Raw genomic sequence first — 14,279 nt, 5'->3', positions numbered from 1 at the left:
CGGCTCCTCACCGTCGGACCCGGTCGGCGCGCTCCTGCAGGCCCTCGCCGAGCAGGCTGAAGCCCAGGACGCAGACGAGCAGTGCGATGCCGGGTGGCACCGAGGTCCACCACCGGCCGGCGACCACGTCGCCGGTGCCGAGGCTGATCATGGCGCCCCACTCGGCGTCGGGCACCGGGATGCCCAGCCCGAGGAAGGACAGGCCGGCCAGGGTGAGCATCGCCCAGCCGCAGTTGAGCGGGGCGATCACCCGCACCGGCGTGATGCTGTTGGGCAGCACGTGCCGCCACAGCAGCCCGATCGTCGAGGCACCCGAGGTACGCGCGGCGTCGACGTAGGTCAGGTCGCGGATCGTACGGACCTCGGCGCGCACCAGACGGGCGTAGGCCGGCGCGTTCACCAGCGCGATTGCCACGGTCAGGTTGAGCGGCCCGCTGCCCAGCAGGGCGGCGACGGCGAGCGCGAGGATGAACGTGGGGAACGCCTGGAAGATGTCGGTGAGGCGCATCAGCACGTCGTCGAGCCAGCCGCCGAAGTAGCCGGCGATCACGCCGAGGACACTGCCCAGCACGACGGCGACGGCGACCGCGGCGACCGCGATGCCGAGGTCGACGCGGCCCGCGTACAGCAGCCGGCTCCACACGTCCATGCCGTTGACGTCGGTGCCGAACAGGTGCGCGCCGCCGGGCTCGGCGAGGGTGAGGCCGGCCCCGTCGATCTCGTTCGGCCCCCACGAGGTGAGCAGCGGGCCGAGCAGCACGGCCAGCGCTACGACGGCCAGGATCCCGGCGCCGGTGGCCACCAGGACGGTGCCGAAGCGGCCGTCGCGGCCTTCCCGGCGGCGGCCGGTGCGCAGCAACGACATCAGATCCTCACCCTCGGGTCGAGCATGGCGTGCACGACGTCGGCGATCAGGAACACCACGACGTAGCAGAACGCGATCACCAGCACCGAGGCCTGCACCACCGGGTAGTCGCGGTAGAGCAGGCCGCGCAGCGCCCACTGACCGAAGCCCTGCCAGGAGTAGACGTACTCGATGAGCACCGTCGAGCCGATCGCGAAGCCGAAGACGAGGGCGGCCAGCGACGGCAGGCGTACCAGGGCCGCCCGCACCAGGTAGCCGCGGCGCAGCAGCCGGCCGGGCAGCCCGTGGGCCTCGGCGGCCGCGTAGGGCTCGGACCGCAGCACCTCCAGCGCCGACGCGCGCACGCTGCGCAGTAGCGGGGCCACGATCACGATGACCAGCGTGAGCACCGGCAGCGCCAGGTGCGCGAGTGCCGAGGTCAGCGCCGGCATGTTGCCGGTCAGCAGGGCGTCGAGCGCGTCAGCGCCGGTGATCGGGGTGAGGTCGGTGTCCGGGTCGACGCGGCCGCTGGGCGCCGGGAACCAGCCCAGGCCCGCATAGCCGACGAGGATCAGCACCAGGCCGAGCCAGAACTCCGGCATCGAGTTGCCGATCAGCGCGAGCACCCGGATGCCGTGGTCGCCGGCCCGGTTCGCGTGCCGGGCCGACCACAGGCCCACGACGGTGGCGATCACCACGGCGACCGCCACCGCCAGCACGACCAGCTCCATCGTGGGACCGATCCGCAGCGCCATCTCGCCGCCGACCGACTGTCCACTCTGGATCGACGTGCCGAAGTCCCCGGTGACCAGGCCGCCGAGGTAGTCGGTGAACTGCCGCCACAGCGGCCGGTCGAGGCCGAAGCGGGCCCGCGCCGCCGCCTCGTCGGCGGCGGTCGCGTTGGGCCCGAGGATGGTCCGGATCGGGTCACCGGGCAGCACCCGGACCAGCAGGAATGTCAGCACGACCACCCCGAGCAGGACCGGAATGAGCTGGAGCAGCCGGCGGGCGACGAACCGGAGGACGCGCATCTACGCCGACGCACCCAGGTAGCGCAGCCGGGCCAGGCCGTCCATCGGCTGCACCCAGCCGGACACCGACTTGCGCACCGGCAGGTTGAAGTTGGGCTGGCAGATCACGACCCACGGCACGTCCTCGGCCATGATGTCCTGCACCTGCGCCCAGAGCTGGTTGCGCGCGCTGGTGTCCACGGTGGTGTGCGACTGCTGGTAGATCTGCTCGATCTTCGGGTTGGTGTAGTTGGCGTAGTTGAGGTTGGCGCCCTGCACGAAGCTCGTCGCCAGCATGTACTCGACGTCGTTGACCCACAGCTGGCCCGAGGTGATCTGCAGCGGGATGTTCTTCTTCCCGCGCCGGTCGGCGAGCGTCGCCGGGTCGAGCGGGGTCAGCTTGAGCTCGATGCCGGCCTTGCGGGCCTCGCTCTGCACCAGCACCGCGATCTGCTGCTGCTCGTCGTTGTCGGCCTGGAAGACCAGCTCCGAGGTGATCGACGTCTTGCCCGACGCGGCGAGCGCCGCCTTGGCCTTGTCGATGTCGTACGTGTACGGGTACCCCTTCTCGGAGTACCCCGGCATGTCCAGCGGCACGATGCTCTTCGTCGGCCGGGCGTCGCCGCCGTACACATTCTTGATGATCTGCTCGTACGGCGTGGCGTAGGCCAGCGCCTTGCGCACGTTGACGTCGTTGAACGGCGCGGTGGTCGTGGACATCTGGATGGCGATCTGCGAGTTGCTGGCCGCCGAGAGCACCGTGACGCCGGCGGCGCTCTTGAGGTCCTTGATGTCGCGCGGGCTCGCGCCCAGCGCGATGTCGATGTCCCCGGCCTGCAGCTGCAGCCGCTGGTTGGCGGCGGCCGGCACGACCGAGATGCGGATCGTCTTGGTCTTGGCCGGGTCCGGGCCCGGGTAGGCGTCGTTCGCGGTGAGCTCGATCTCCTGGCCCTGGGTGGCCTTGGTGACGTTGAAGTAGCCGCCGGTGGGCGGGTTCTTGGCGAACCACTCCTTGGCCCACGGGTCCGCGTCGGTGGCGTGCTTCTTCGCCTCGACCGAGTCGAAGACGTAGAGCGAGATGGCCTGGATCTGCCTGCTCAGCGCGCTCGGGAACTCCTGGTGGAACTCGACCGTGTAGTCGTCGACCACGACGACCTGCTCGGGCTTGGTGAGGCCGATCGTGCGGTAGATGCCGGCGACGTTGGCCTTGGCGGCGAACGCCCGGTCCTTCGACCACTTCACGTCGGCGGCCTTGAGCTCGTTGCCGCTGGGGAACTTGACGCCCTTGCGCAGCTTGAGCGTCCACACCTTCTTCTCGGCGTCCGGCTCGAAGGACTCGGCGAACGTCGGCATGATGTTCTCGGTGTCGAGGATCTTGCTGCCGCCGGCGGTCTTCACGCCGTAGTCGATCATGTATGGGAAGACGTTCTTGTACAGCATCAGGGCGGTCAGGTCGAAGCCGACGAAGTCCTGGTCCCAGCTGCTGATGTAGCTGGACACCGCAATCTTCAGGGTCGACGACTTGGCGCCGCCGGAGGCCGACGACGAAGGGTTGTTCTTGCTGCCGCTCGCGCAGGCGCCGGTGGCGAGCAGAAGCGCGCCCACGCCGCCGAGCTGAAGTACGGAGCGGCGGGAGAGAAGGGGAGAGTCTGCCATGTTCACTCCTCTGTTAGCCCGACCTGCTCGATGTTCTATCAGGCGCGAGTTCGGTGAACAAGACACGTCCCGTAGTGAACAGGAAAGATACTGCTCATGGCGGCACTGTCCGGCCGTACGGGGGATGCCTCCGAGCAGGTTTGTTCACGGGATTTCACAGGCACGAAACCGCGGTCTGAGCGGCCGGGAAACAGGACCGGGCCGTGCGACGACGTCGTCGCACGGCCCGGTGTTCACCTGGCGGTGTTCGGCCCGCTCGCGGGCCCGCGCTCAGCGCCCGAGGAACCGCAGCGCGTTGTCGCCCAGCAGCTTCGCGCGCTGGGCCTCACTCAGGAAGCCGGCCCGGTCGACCACCGCACCGACGGGGCGCTCGCCCAGCGGGTACGGGTAGTCGCTGCCGACCATGACCCGGTCCTCCCCCAGCGTCTCGACCAGCAGCCGCAGGGCAGCCGGGTCGAACACGACGGAGTCGACCGAAAAGCGGTCGACGTAGTGCGACGGCGGGTGGACCGAGCGGCCCCGGACCACGTCGCCGCGGCGCTGCCAGGCGTTCTCGGCCCGGCCGAGCCAGAAGGCGAAGCTGCCGCCGCCGTGCGCGAAGCAGATCCGCAGCGACGGCGGCACGGCGTCGAAGACACCGCCGAGAATCATCGCCACGATCGACAGGTGGGTCTCGGCCGGCATACCGGTCAGCCAGCGGGCCATCCACCGGTCCAGGCGCGGACCGGCCGGCATGTCCCACGGGTGTACGAACACCGGCGCGCCGACCGCCGCGCAGTGCTGCAGAAACGACACGATGCCCGGATCGTCGAGGTCACGCTCGCCGACATGGTTGCCGATCTCGACGCCGACGTGCCCGTTGGCCAGGCAACGGTCAAGCTCGGCGCAGGCCGCGTCCGGGTCCTGCAGCGGCACCTGGCAGAACGGCACGAACCGCCCCGCGCCCTCGGCGGCCAGCTTCAGCGTCAGGTCGTTGAAGATCCGGGCGACCTTGACCGCCTGGCCGGCCGGGCGGTCGTAGGAGAAGAACACCGGCGTCGGGGAGATCACCTGCAGGTCCACGCCGTCGGCGCCCATGTCCGCCAGGCGCGTCGACGCGTCCCACGCCGACGGACCGATCGGCCGGAACTCGGTCGACCCCACCATGATCATCGCCGCGCGCTCGGAGTCGACACGCAGCCACGGCCACCCGGTGCCGCCACACTCGGCCGCGAGGTCCGGCCACCCCAACGGCACCAGATGGGTGTGGACGTCGATCCTCATCCTTTACCCGGGTGGACGGTGCCGCACTGGGTGCAGGTCCGGGCCTGCTCGTCCTCGTAGAATGCCTGGAACACCGCCGGCAGGTCGACCACGATGTCGCGCACCTGCAGTTCGACCTCGTGCACCTTGTTCCCGCACGACGGGCAGTACCACTGGAACTTCTCCAGGGTCCCCTCCTCGCGCACCCGCTCCAGCACGATGCCGATCGAGCCGGCCTCGCGCTGCGGCGAGTGGGGCATGTTGCCGGGCAGCAGCCACATCCCGCCCTCGCTGATGTGGACCGTGTCGGGGCCGTCGGGCGTGATGACGTTGAGGTGCATGTTGCCCTTGATCTGGTAGAAGAACTCCTCGTACGGGTCCACGTGGAAGTCGGTGCGCTGGTTGGGCCCGCCGACGACCATCACGATGAAATCCGACCCGGTCGGGAACAGCTGCTTGTTGCCGACCGGCGGCTTGAGCAGGTGCTGGTTCTCGGCGAGCCAGTCGGGAAAGCTCACCGGGGACATGTCAGTCATTTCCGACCTCCACTGGGGCGCTGGAACGGGGGATCAGCGCGACGGCCTGGATCTCGATCAGCAGGTGCGGGTGCGGCAGCTGGTGCACCGCCACGGTGGTGCGGGCCGGGCCGGCCTCGTCGAAGAACTCGCCGTAGACCTCGTTGTAGCCGCCGAAGTCGTTCATGTTCACGAGGTACGTCGTCACCTGCACCACGTCGGCGAGCGACGCGCCGACCGCGGCGAGGATGCCGTCGACGTTGTGCAGCACGGCCCGCGTCTGCTCGCGGATGTCGAGGCTCGTCGTGCCCATCGCGTCCACCGACGCCCCGGCGATGGTGTTGTCGGGCCGGCGCGACGACGTGCCGGAGACGAACGCGAACCCGCCCGCGACCTTCACGTGCGGGAACCGGCCGCGCGGCCGGGCCGCGCCCTCGACGATCACGACAGCGCCCGCAGGGAGGCGGTGCCCAGGCCCTCGACGACCGCGCGCACGTGCGCACCGGGCGCCAGGGGCACCGCCGCCGTCGCGGCTCCGGCGAGCAGGACCCAGCCGTCCTCCAGCGGTACACCTGCCGAGGAGGCCAGCGTGGCCGCGGCCGTGAGGGCCCGGCGGGGATCGCCCAGGATGGCGGCCGTGGATCCGACCTGGGTGACCCGCCCGTCGACCTCCAGCAGCACGCCCAGGTTGGAAAGGCCGGCCGGCAGCGGCTGCCAGGCGCCGACGACGAACCCGGCCGCCGAGGTGTTGTCGGCGATCACGTCGGGCAGCATGAACTTGAAGTCGGCGTAGCGGGAGTCGATCAGCTCCAGCGCGGGCGCGACGGCGGTGGCGGCGCCGGTCGCGTCGAGGCGGAACGCCACCTCGGGCTCGACCCGGGGGTGGATGTATCGACTGGCGTCGACCGTGCCGCCGTCCTCGATCCGCATCGCGTCGGTGAGCCGGCCCCAGATCACGTGGTCGACGCCGACCTGCGCCATCTTGGCCCGGCTGGTCAGGCCCAGCTTGAGGCCGACGAGCCGCTCGCCGCGGCTCACCCGCCGCGCCACGAGCGCCTCCTGGATGCGGTACGCCTCGTCGGCGTCGGCGCCGCTCTGCGAGACCACCTGAGGAATGGCCGTGCGGGTCCGCTGGGCCTCATCAAGCCGCTCTGCCAGGCTCATGAACGCTCCTTCACCAGATCGAGGGCGACGTCGACGATCATGTCCTCCTGGCCGCCGACCATCCGCCGGCGGCCGAGCTCCACCAGGATGTCCCGCACGTCCACGCCGAAGCGTTCCGAGGCCCGCTCGGCGTGGCGCAGGAAGCTGGAGTAGACCCCGGCGTAGCCCAGCGAGAGCGTCTCCCGGTCGACCCGCACGGGACGGTCCTGCAGCGGCCGCACCAGGTCCTCGGCCGCGTCCATGAGCGCGAACGTGTCGCAGCCGTGCTCCCAGCCCATCAGGTCGGCGACCGCGACGAACACCTCCAGCGGCGCGTTGCCGGCTCCGGCGCCCTGCCCGGCGAGGGAGGCGTCGACCCGTACGGTGCCGTGCTCGACGGCGACGACGCTGTTGGCGACGCCGAAGGACAGGTTGTGGTGGGCGTGGATGCCGATCTGGGTGGCCGGGTCGAGCACCTGGCGGTAGGCGTCGACCCGCTCGGCGACGTCATGCATGAGCAGCCGGCCGCCGGAGTCGGTGACGTAGACGCAGTGCGCGCCGTAGGACTCCATCAGCCTGGCCTGCTCGGCCAGCGCCGCCGGTGGGTTCATGTGCGACATCATCAGGAAGCCGGAGACGTCCATGCCGTTCTCCCGCGCCCAGCCGATGTGCTGGGCGGCGATGTCGGCCTCCGTGCAGTGGGTGGCGATCCGCACGCTGGTGACCCCGAGGTCCCGGGCCTGCTTGAGGTCGGCGATGGTGCCGATCCCGGGCAGCAGCAGCGTGGTCAGCCTCGCGTTGGTGATCGCCTCGGCGGCCGCCGCGATCCACTCGGCGTCGGTGGCGGCGCCGCGGCCGTAGTTGACGCTCGACCCGGCCAGGCCGTCGCCGTGCGCGACCTCGATGGCGTCGACCCCGGCCGCGTCGAGCGCGGCGGTGATCGTGCGCACCTGCTCGACGGTGTACCGGTGCGCGATGGCGTGCATGCCGTCGCGCAGCGTCACGTCCTGGATGTACAAACGCTCGCTCATGCAGCTGCCATCCTCTCGGCAACCTGGAGCGCGGCGGAGGTCATGATGTCGAGGTTGCCGGCGTAGGCGGGCAGGTAGTGCCCAGCGCCGGAGACCTCGAGGAACACGGTCACGAGCAGCCCCTCGGGGTCGGCGGAGAACTGGACCTCCTGCTTGAGGCGGTAGCCGGGCACGTAACCGGCGACCGTCTTGACCATCGCCTCGACGGACGCGGCGATCGCGGTCCGGTCGGCGTCGCGGTCCGGGCAGACGCAGTACACGGTGTCGCGCATCAGCAGCGGCGGGTCGGCCGGGTTGAGCACGATGATCGCCTTGCCCCGGGCGGCGCCGCCGACGACCTCCAGCGCGCGGGCGGTGGTGACGGTGAACTCGTCGATGTTGGCCCGGGTGCCGGGGCCGGCCGACTTCGAGGCGATCGAGGCGACGATCTCGGCGTAGGCGACCGGGCTCACCGCGCGGACCGCGGCGACGATCGGCACGGTCGCCTGCCCGCCGCACGTCACGAGGTTGACGTTGGGCGCGGCGAGGTGCTCGTCGAGGTTGACCGGGGGCACGACGTACGGCCCGATCGCGGCGGGCGTGAGGTCGACGACCCGGCGGCCGTGCGCCTGCAGCACCTCGTTGTTGTGCCGGTGGGCGCCGGCGCTGGTCGCGTCGAGGACGATCCGCACGTCGGCGAACTCGGGCATGGCGACCAGGCCGTCGACGCCGGCCGCGGTCGTGGCGACGCCGAGCCGCCGGGCCCGGGCGAGCCCGTCGGAGTCCGGGTCGATGCCCGCCATCGCGACCATCGAGAGCGACTGGGACAGCCGCAGTACCTTGATCATCAGGTCGGTGCCGATGTTGCCCGACCCGACGACCGCTACGCCGACGGTCATCGCGCGCTCCCTTCGAATACGGCTCGGACCGACCCGAGCCCTGAGACTCTCGCCTCGTACACCGGTCCCGCGGCCGTCACGGGCACCGGCACCATCGGGCCGAGCGCGCCGGAGAGCACGAGATCGCCGGCCCGCAGCGGGCGACCGGCGGCGGCCAGCGTGGTGGCCAGCCAGGCGACCGCGTGCACCGGGTTGCCCAGGCAGGCCGCGCCCGCGCCGACCGACACCGGCTCGCCGGCATGCTCCAGCACGGCCCCGCACAGCCGCAGGTCGACGTCGGCCAGGCGGCGCGGCGCGGTGCCGAGCACGAACAGGCCGCTGGAGGCGTTGTCGGCCACGGTGTCCACAATGGAGATATCCCAGCCGGCGATGCGCGAGTCGACGACCTCGATCGCCGGCAGCAGGTACTCGGTGGCCCGGATGACGTCGACGACGGTGATCTGCTCGTGCGGCAGGTCGCGGCCGAGCACGAACGCGACCTCGACCTCCACGCGCGGCTGCAGCAGCTTGCCGGCCGGGATCGGGGCGTCGTCGGGCACGGCCATGTCGGCGTACAGCACGCCGAAGTCCGGTTGGAAGACGCCGAACGAGTTCTGCACGGCGGGCGAGGTCAGGCCGATCTTCGCGCCGACCGGCCGCCGCCCGGCGGCCTCCCAGCGCTCGGCCTGGGCCCGCTGGACGGCGTACGCCGTGGCGACGTCGCCCTCCGGCAGCACCGTCCCGCGCAGCGGCGGGATCGGGGTGCCCGTCTCGTAGGCGGCCAGCAGCGCCTCGGCCGCCTTCTGCACATCGGTCATGCCCAAACCTCCGCCCAGTCTGGCTCGATAAGGCTTCGCGAGGATCGACCCAGACCAGGCGCCGCCCAGTCTGGCTCGATAAGGCTTCGCGAGGATCGACCCAGACCAGGCGCCGCTTCGCTCCGGCTCCGGCATGACTGGCACCTGAGCCCCTGATGACCAGCCCCTCCGCCCAGTCTGGCTCGATAAGGCTTCGCGGTGATCGACCCAGACCAGGCGCCGCCCAGTCTGGCTCGATAAGGCTTCGCGGTGATCGACCCAGACCAGGCGCCGCTTCGCTCCGGACTGGTCATGAAAGATCCACACAGACGTTGGTGAGCTCGGAGTAGAAGTTGAGCGAGTGGATGCCGCCCTCGCGGCCGATGCCGGAGGCCTTGACCCCGCCGAACGGCGAGCGCAGGTCGCGCAGGAACCAGGTGTTGATCCAGACCAGCCCGGCGTCCAGCGCGAGGCCGGCCCGGTGCGCCCGGCCGACGTCGCGGGTCCACACGGTCGCGGCGAGGCCGTAGTCGCTGTCGTTGGCCAGCGCGAACGCCTCCTCCTCGGTGTCGAACGGCGCGACGTGGCAGAGCGGCCCGAAGACCTCCTCGCGGTTGGTGCGGGCGTCCGGCGGGAGGCCGACGAGCACGGTCGGCTGGACGTACGCGCCACCGTCGCGGGCGTCGCCGAACTCCGGCACCCCGCCGCCGGTCACCACGGTCGCGCCCTCCTTGCGGGCGAGGTCGTAGTAGCCGAGCACCTTCTCGCGGTGCTGCTTGGAGATCAGCGGCATCGTGCCGGTGCCCTCGTCCTGCGGCCATCCCCAGGCCAGGGCGGACGCCGCCGTGCCCAGCCGGGCGACGAACTCGTCGAAGATCGGGCGCTGCACGTACAGCCGCTCGGTGCACAGGCACACCTGGCCGCCGTTGGTGAAGCTGGAGCGCACCGAGCCGGCGACGGCCGCGTCGAGGTCGGTGTCGGCGAACACCAGGCCGGCGTTCTTGCCGCCGAGCTCGAACGAGACGGCCTTCACCCCGTCGGCGGCGGCCCGCATGATCGCCGAGCCGGTCGCGGACTCGCCGGTGAACGTGATCGCGTCGACGTGCGGGTGGCGGGTGAGGAACTCCCCCGCCGAGTCCGGCCCGAAGCCGTGCACGAGGTTGAAGACGCCGTCGGGCACGCCGGCGGCGGCCATGACCTCGGCGAGTACGGTCGCCGAGGAGGGTGTCTCCTCGGAGGGTTTGACCACGACCGCGTTGCCGCAGGCGAGCGCCGGGGCCACCTTCCAGGTCAGCAGCAGCAGCGGCAGGTTCCACGGCACGACGATCGCGACCACGCCGACCGGCTTGCGCACCGCGTAGTTGAGAGCGCGCCCCCCGGCCGGGGTGACGGTGGTGAACGACTCGGCCGGGGCGGCGGCGACGATGTCGGCGAACGCCCGGAAGTTGGCCGCGCCACGCGGGATGTCCAGCGTGCGCGCCTGGCTGATCGGCTTGCCGGTGTCGGCGACCTCGGCGGCGACCAGGTCGTCGAAGCGCCGCTCCAGCTCGTCGGCGATCCGGCGCAGCACGGCGGCGCGCTCCAGTTCGCTGGTGCGCCCCCACGGGCCGCGAACGGCCGCCCGAGCCGCGGCCACCGCCGCGTCCACAGTGGACTCCTCCGCCTCGCACACCTGCGTGACGAGGTCGCCGGTGACCGGGCTGAGCTTCGGGAACGTCCGGCCGGTGGCGACGAACCGCCCGCCGACGAAGTGCCGCAGTGTCATCGCCGCCACCCCTTGACGACGGCGGCGCTGAGCGCACCGAACGCGAGCACCCCGAGCGCCCCGAGCACCTGGTGCTGCCGGCGCACCCGGTCCCGCACCTGCGCGTAGGGCGTGGTGCTGAACGAGACCAGCTCGTAGCGGGAGACGTATCGGCCGGGCAGCGCGCGTTCCAGCGCGTGCTCGATCTTCTTGCCGAGCTGGAACACCGGCGAGGCCACCTTGTCCCGCATCTCCACGAAGTTGGCCAGGGCCATCGTCGCGATCGCCTCGACGTCGTCGCGGCGGCGGGCCTCGAACAGCGGCAGCGCGGCGGCGAAGTCGTCGCCGGTCTCGTCGAGCATCCGGTCGAGCACGACACAGTCCTCGAACCCGCAGTTGGCGCCCTGCCCGTAGAACGGCACGATCGCGTGCGCCGCGTCGCCGATCAGGCCGACCAGGCCGCCCGGCGTCGCCGCCTGCCACGGCCCGCAGCGGACCGTGCCGAGCAGGCCGACCGGGTTGAGCCGGTAGTCGTCGACCAGGTTCGGCATCAGCGGTACCACGTCCGGGTAGACCGCCCGGAAGTGCCGCTCGATCGCGGCCGGGCTGCCCAGCGAGGCGAAGCTCGACGTGCCGCCGTTGGGCCAGAACAGCGTGCAGGTGAACGTCTTGTCGGGATTGGGCAGCGCGATCATCATCGACGTGCCGCGCGGCCAGATGTGCAGCGCATCCGGGTCCAGGGCGAAGTCGCCGTCCGGGCCCGGCGCGATCGTCAGCTCCTTGTAGCCGTAGTCGAGGAAGTCGACCGACTCGTCCAGCAGGCCCATGCCGAGCAGCTGGCCGCGTACGGCGCTGCCCGCCCCGTCGGCGCCGATGACGACGTCGGCGCTCGCCTGCGCCTCGCCGTCCGGCGTCGCGAACACCAGCGGGTCGAGACCGGTCAGCCGGTGCTCGAAGACGATGCTCACCCCGGGGGTGGCGGCGGCCGCGTCGAGCAGCGCGTTGTTGAGCGCGCCCCGGCTGATCGAGTTGATCGCCCGCTGCCCGTCGAGGCTGTACTGCTGGAAGTCCAGCTCGCCGGCGACCGGATGGATCATCCGCCCGCGCATCGGCAGCGCGTCGACGAGCACCCGCTCGTGCAGGCCGATCCGCCGCAGCGCGTCGATGCCCCGCTCCGACAGCGCCAGGTTGATCGACCGGCCGCGCTCCGCCCCGGTGGTGCGCGGGTCGGGGCGGCGCTCGTACACGGTCACGGTGTGCCCGCGCCGGGCCAGGAAACAGGCGAGCAGGCTGCCGGTGAGCCCGGCGCCGACCACGGCGACATGAGTGGGCTCACGGCCAGAGAGACTGCTCATACCCCCACCTCGTGCGCGAGCGCGGCGGCGGCCCGCCAGCAGTCGTGGTACGTCGAATACAGCGGCACCGGCGCGAGCCGGACGATGTCGGGCTCGCGGCTGTCGGCGATCACCCCGTGCCGGTGCCGCAGGGTCTTGCTCAGCCCGCCCGCGTCGGCGACGCGCAGCGACAGCTGGCAGCCGCGCCGGGCCGGGTCGCGCGGCGTCACGACCTCGACGCCGATCGGGTCCAGCAGCGACTGCAGGTACGCGGTGAGCCGCTCGCTGCGTGCCCGCAGCTGCGCCATGCCCACCTTGTCGAACAGCTCCAGGGACGTGCGCACCGGGCTCATCGCCAGGATCGGCGGGTTGGACACCTGCCACGCGTCGGCGGTCCGCGGCGGCCGCGACACCGGCGCCATCTCGAACCGGGTCGCCGGCTCGGTGCTCCACCAGCCCTCGAACCGCGGCAGCGCGGCGCCGGCGTGCCGCTCGTGCACGAACGCGCCCGCCACCGCCCCCGGCCCGCTGTTGAGGTACTTGTACGAGCACCACGCCGCGAAGTCGACGCCCCACTCGTGCAGCCGCAGCGGGACGTTGCCGGCCGCGTGCGCCAGGTCCCACCCGACGACCGCGCCGGCCGCGTGCCCCGCCGCCGTGATGCCGGGGATGTCCATCAGCTCGCCGGTGAGGTAGTTGACCCCGCCCAGCATGACCAGCGCGATGCGGTCGCCGTGCTCGTGGATCGTCGCCAGCGGGTCGTTCGTGCGGACCACGGTTTCGTCCGGATCGTAGCCGTGGAAGGCGGCCTGGCTGCGCACCGCGTAGCTGTCCGACGGGAACGCCGTGTCCTCCACGACGATCAGCGTCCGCGCGCCCCGTGGCCGGTAGAACGAGACCATCAGCAGGTGCAGGTTGACGGTCAGCGAGTTCATCACCACCGTCTCGGCCGGCAGCGCGCCGACCAGGCGGGCGGCCGGCTCGCGCAGCAGCTCGTGGTACGGCAGCCACGGCCGGTCGGCCTCCAGGTGGCCCTCCACGCCGAGGCGCGCCCACGCGTCGAGCTCCTCGAGCAGCTCGTGCCGCACGGCGCGGGGCTGCAGGCCGAGCGAGTTGCCGGCCAGGTACGCGGTCTCGGGGTGGTTGCCGCCCTCGGCGGGTGGCACGAGGAACAGCTCCCGATGCCCCGGGTCGCCGGCGTCGAGCCGCCGGGCCTCCTCTTCTGCGAGCTCCATCAGATCACCGTCCGGGCCGACCACAGCTCGGGGAAGACGATCCGCGTCATGCTGCGGGTCAGCCAGGCCGCGCCGGAGGAGCCGCCGCTGCCGGGCTTGTTGCCCATTGTCCGTTGTACGGCGGTCAGGTGCTTGTATCGCCAGTCGCCGAACGCCTCGGCGACGTCGGTCAGCGCCTCGCCGAGCGCGTAGAGCGGGTTGTCGCCGCGATCGTCGTGGTAGATCTGCACCCAGGCCCGCTCGACCTGCGGCGACGGCTCGTATTCGCGCGTGAAGTCGCGCTCCAGCACCTCGCCGGGGATCTCGAAGCCGCGGCGGGCGAGCGTCGCGGTGACGTCGTCCCACACGCTCGGCGCGGCCAGGGCGGCGGTCAGGTCCTGGTGCAGCTCGGCCTGCCGCTTGAACGGCCGGATCAGCGCCTCGCTCTTGAGCCCGAGCAGGAACTCCAGGTGGCGGTACATCGCCGACTGGAAGCCCGAGGCTTCGCCGAGCTGCCCGCGGAACCGGTTGAAGTCGGTCGGCGTCATCCAGCGCAGCCCGTTCCAGGCGGCGACGAGGCCTTCCAGATGCAGCTTGATGCGCCGCAGCGGGGCGAGGGCACCCCACACGTCGTCCTCACGCAGGAGCCGCTGGGTGTCGCGCAGTTCGTGGCATGCCAGCCCGAACCACAGCTCCATCACCTGGCTGACCATGAGGAACGACATTTCGCCGGGGTCCTTGGTCAGCGGCTGCTGCAGCGAGTGCAGCACGCCGGCATGGACGTACGCGTCGTACGGGACCTGTTCGGGGAAGTCGAGAATCGGACCGCTCACACCTCAATCCTGGTACGGTGACCCACCTCCGCGAAAGAGTGGATCAACGGTCGTTTACG

General features: G+C 71.5%; 14 protein-coding genes. All 14 read right to left on the bottom strand.

The window, feature by feature from the left end; translation table 11 throughout:
* Nucleotides 1-7: 7 nt before the first annotated feature.
* A complete protein-coding gene (locus ACQPY0_RS15335; RefSeq protein ID WP_432989210.1) occupies nucleotides 8-865 on the bottom strand; it encodes an ABC transporter permease in 858 nt (285 codons plus the stop codon).
* The gene (locus ACQPY0_RS15330) at nucleotides 865-1,875 is read right to left on the bottom strand and encodes an ABC transporter permease (protein WP_432989208.1); all 1,011 of its coding nucleotides are present in this window, start codon (nucleotides 1,873-1,875) and stop codon (nucleotides 865-867) included. Before ACQPY0_RS15330 ends, ACQPY0_RS15335 begins: the two co-directional genes overlap by 1 nt.
* Nucleotides 1,876-3,510, bottom strand: a complete 1,635-nt coding sequence (locus ACQPY0_RS15325) for an ABC transporter substrate-binding protein (protein ID WP_432989206.1) — start codon at nucleotides 3,508-3,510, stop codon at nucleotides 1,876-1,878.
* Between the two features lie 270 nt (nucleotides 3,511-3,780).
* Nucleotides 3,781-4,773, bottom strand: coding sequence for an amidohydrolase family protein (locus tag ACQPY0_RS15320; RefSeq protein ID WP_432989204.1), 993 nt, complete (start codon nucleotides 4,771-4,773; stop codon nucleotides 3,781-3,783).
* A complete protein-coding gene (locus ACQPY0_RS15315; RefSeq protein WP_432989202.1) occupies nucleotides 4,770-5,288 on the bottom strand; it encodes a 3-hydroxyanthranilate 3,4-dioxygenase in 519 nt (172 codons plus the stop codon). Before ACQPY0_RS15315 ends, ACQPY0_RS15320 begins: the two co-directional genes overlap by 4 nt.
* A complete protein-coding gene (locus ACQPY0_RS15310; RefSeq protein WP_432995251.1) occupies nucleotides 5,281-5,709 on the bottom strand; it encodes a RidA family protein in 429 nt (142 codons plus the stop codon). Before ACQPY0_RS15310 ends, ACQPY0_RS15315 begins: the two co-directional genes overlap by 8 nt.
* Complete coding sequence (locus tag ACQPY0_RS15305; protein WP_432989200.1) at nucleotides 5,709-6,431, bottom strand: 2-keto-4-pentenoate hydratase; 723 nt, start codon at nucleotides 6,429-6,431, stop codon at nucleotides 5,709-5,711. Before ACQPY0_RS15305 ends, ACQPY0_RS15310 begins: the two co-directional genes overlap by 1 nt.
* Nucleotides 6,428-7,441, bottom strand: coding sequence for a 4-hydroxy-2-oxovalerate aldolase (gene dmpG / locus ACQPY0_RS15300; RefSeq protein WP_432989198.1), 1,014 nt, complete (start codon nucleotides 7,439-7,441; stop codon nucleotides 6,428-6,430). The genes ACQPY0_RS15305 and dmpG overlap by 4 nt, the downstream gene beginning before the upstream one ends.
* A complete protein-coding gene (locus ACQPY0_RS15295; protein ID WP_432989197.1) occupies nucleotides 7,438-8,319 on the bottom strand; it encodes an acetaldehyde dehydrogenase (acetylating) in 882 nt (293 codons plus the stop codon). The genes dmpG and ACQPY0_RS15295 overlap by 4 nt, the downstream gene beginning before the upstream one ends.
* A complete protein-coding gene (locus tag ACQPY0_RS15290) occupies nucleotides 8,316-9,116 on the bottom strand; it encodes a 2-keto-4-pentenoate hydratase (RefSeq protein ID WP_432989195.1) in 801 nt (266 codons plus the stop codon). The genes ACQPY0_RS15295 and ACQPY0_RS15290 overlap by 4 nt, the downstream gene beginning before the upstream one ends.
* Before the next feature lie 289 nt (nucleotides 9,117-9,405).
* Nucleotides 9,406-10,860 (bottom strand): 2-hydroxymuconic semialdehyde dehydrogenase, encoded by a 1,455-nt coding sequence (locus tag ACQPY0_RS15285; protein ID WP_432989193.1) that lies wholly within the window; start codon nucleotides 10,858-10,860, stop codon nucleotides 9,406-9,408.
* Nucleotides 10,857-12,194 carry an FAD-dependent oxidoreductase gene (locus tag ACQPY0_RS15280; protein WP_432989191.1) on the bottom strand — a complete coding sequence of 446 codons (1,338 nt, stop codon included), beginning with the start codon at nucleotides 12,192-12,194 and terminating at the stop codon, nucleotides 10,857-10,859. The genes ACQPY0_RS15285 and ACQPY0_RS15280 overlap by 4 nt, the downstream gene beginning before the upstream one ends.
* Nucleotides 12,191-13,408 (bottom strand): kynureninase, encoded by a 1,218-nt coding sequence (gene kynU, locus ACQPY0_RS15275; RefSeq protein WP_432989189.1) that lies wholly within the window; start codon nucleotides 13,406-13,408, stop codon nucleotides 12,191-12,193. Before kynU ends, ACQPY0_RS15280 begins: the two co-directional genes overlap by 4 nt.
* On the bottom strand, nucleotides 13,408-14,220 hold the full coding sequence (locus ACQPY0_RS15270; RefSeq protein ID WP_432989187.1) for a tryptophan 2,3-dioxygenase: 813 nt from the start codon (nucleotides 14,218-14,220) through the stop codon (nucleotides 13,408-13,410). The genes kynU and ACQPY0_RS15270 overlap by 1 nt, the downstream gene beginning before the upstream one ends.
* Between the last annotated feature and the right edge of the window lie 59 nt (nucleotides 14,221-14,279).

Source organism: Dactylosporangium sp. CA-233914 (assembly GCF_050942935.1).
Taxonomy (GTDB): domain Bacteria; phylum Actinomycetota; class Actinomycetes; order Mycobacteriales; family Micromonosporaceae; genus Dactylosporangium.
The sequence above is the reverse complement of the archived record's forward strand: the minus strand, read 5'-3'. Positions and strand labels throughout refer to the sequence as shown.

Bases quoted from the DNA above. Each gene is read 5' to 3' on its own strand.
- ACQPY0_RS15290 (WP_432989195.1), bottom strand. From the start codon at position 9,116: ATGACCGATGTGCAGAAGGCGGCCGAGGCGCTGCTGGCCGCCTACGAG.
- ACQPY0_RS15305 (WP_432989200.1), bottom strand. From the start codon at position 6,431: ATGAGCCTGGCAGAGCGGCTTGATGAGGCCCAGCGGACCCGCACGGCC.
- ACQPY0_RS15295 (WP_432989197.1), bottom strand. From the start codon at position 8,319: ATGACCGTCGGCGTAGCGGTCGTCGGGTCGGGCAACATCGGCACCGAC.
- ACQPY0_RS15325 (WP_432989206.1), bottom strand. From the start codon at position 3,510: ATGGCAGACTCTCCCCTTCTCTCCCGCCGCTCCGTACTTCAGCTCGGC.
- ACQPY0_RS15320 (WP_432989204.1), bottom strand. From the start codon at position 4,773: ATGAGGATCGACGTCCACACCCATCTGGTGCCGTTGGGGTGGCCGGAC.
- ACQPY0_RS15285 (WP_432989193.1), bottom strand. From the start codon at position 10,860: ATGACACTGCGGCACTTCGTCGGCGGGCGGTTCGTCGCCACCGGCCGG.
- kynU (WP_432989189.1), bottom strand. From the start codon at position 13,408: ATGGAGCTCGCAGAAGAGGAGGCCCGGCGGCTCGACGCCGGCGACCCG.
- dmpG (WP_432989198.1), bottom strand. From the start codon at position 7,441: ATGAGCGAGCGTTTGTACATCCAGGACGTGACGCTGCGCGACGGCATG.
- ACQPY0_RS15330 (WP_432989208.1), bottom strand. From the start codon at position 1,875: ATGCGCGTCCTCCGGTTCGTCGCCCGCCGGCTGCTCCAGCTCATTCCG.
- ACQPY0_RS15280 (WP_432989191.1), bottom strand. From the start codon at position 12,194: ATGAGCAGTCTCTCTGGCCGTGAGCCCACTCATGTCGCCGTGGTCGGC.
- ACQPY0_RS15315 (WP_432989202.1), bottom strand. From the start codon at position 5,288: ATGACTGACATGTCCCCGGTGAGCTTTCCCGACTGGCTCGCCGAGAAC.
- ACQPY0_RS15335 (WP_432989210.1), bottom strand. From the start codon at position 865: ATGTCGTTGCTGCGCACCGGCCGCCGCCGGGAAGGCCGCGACGGCCGC.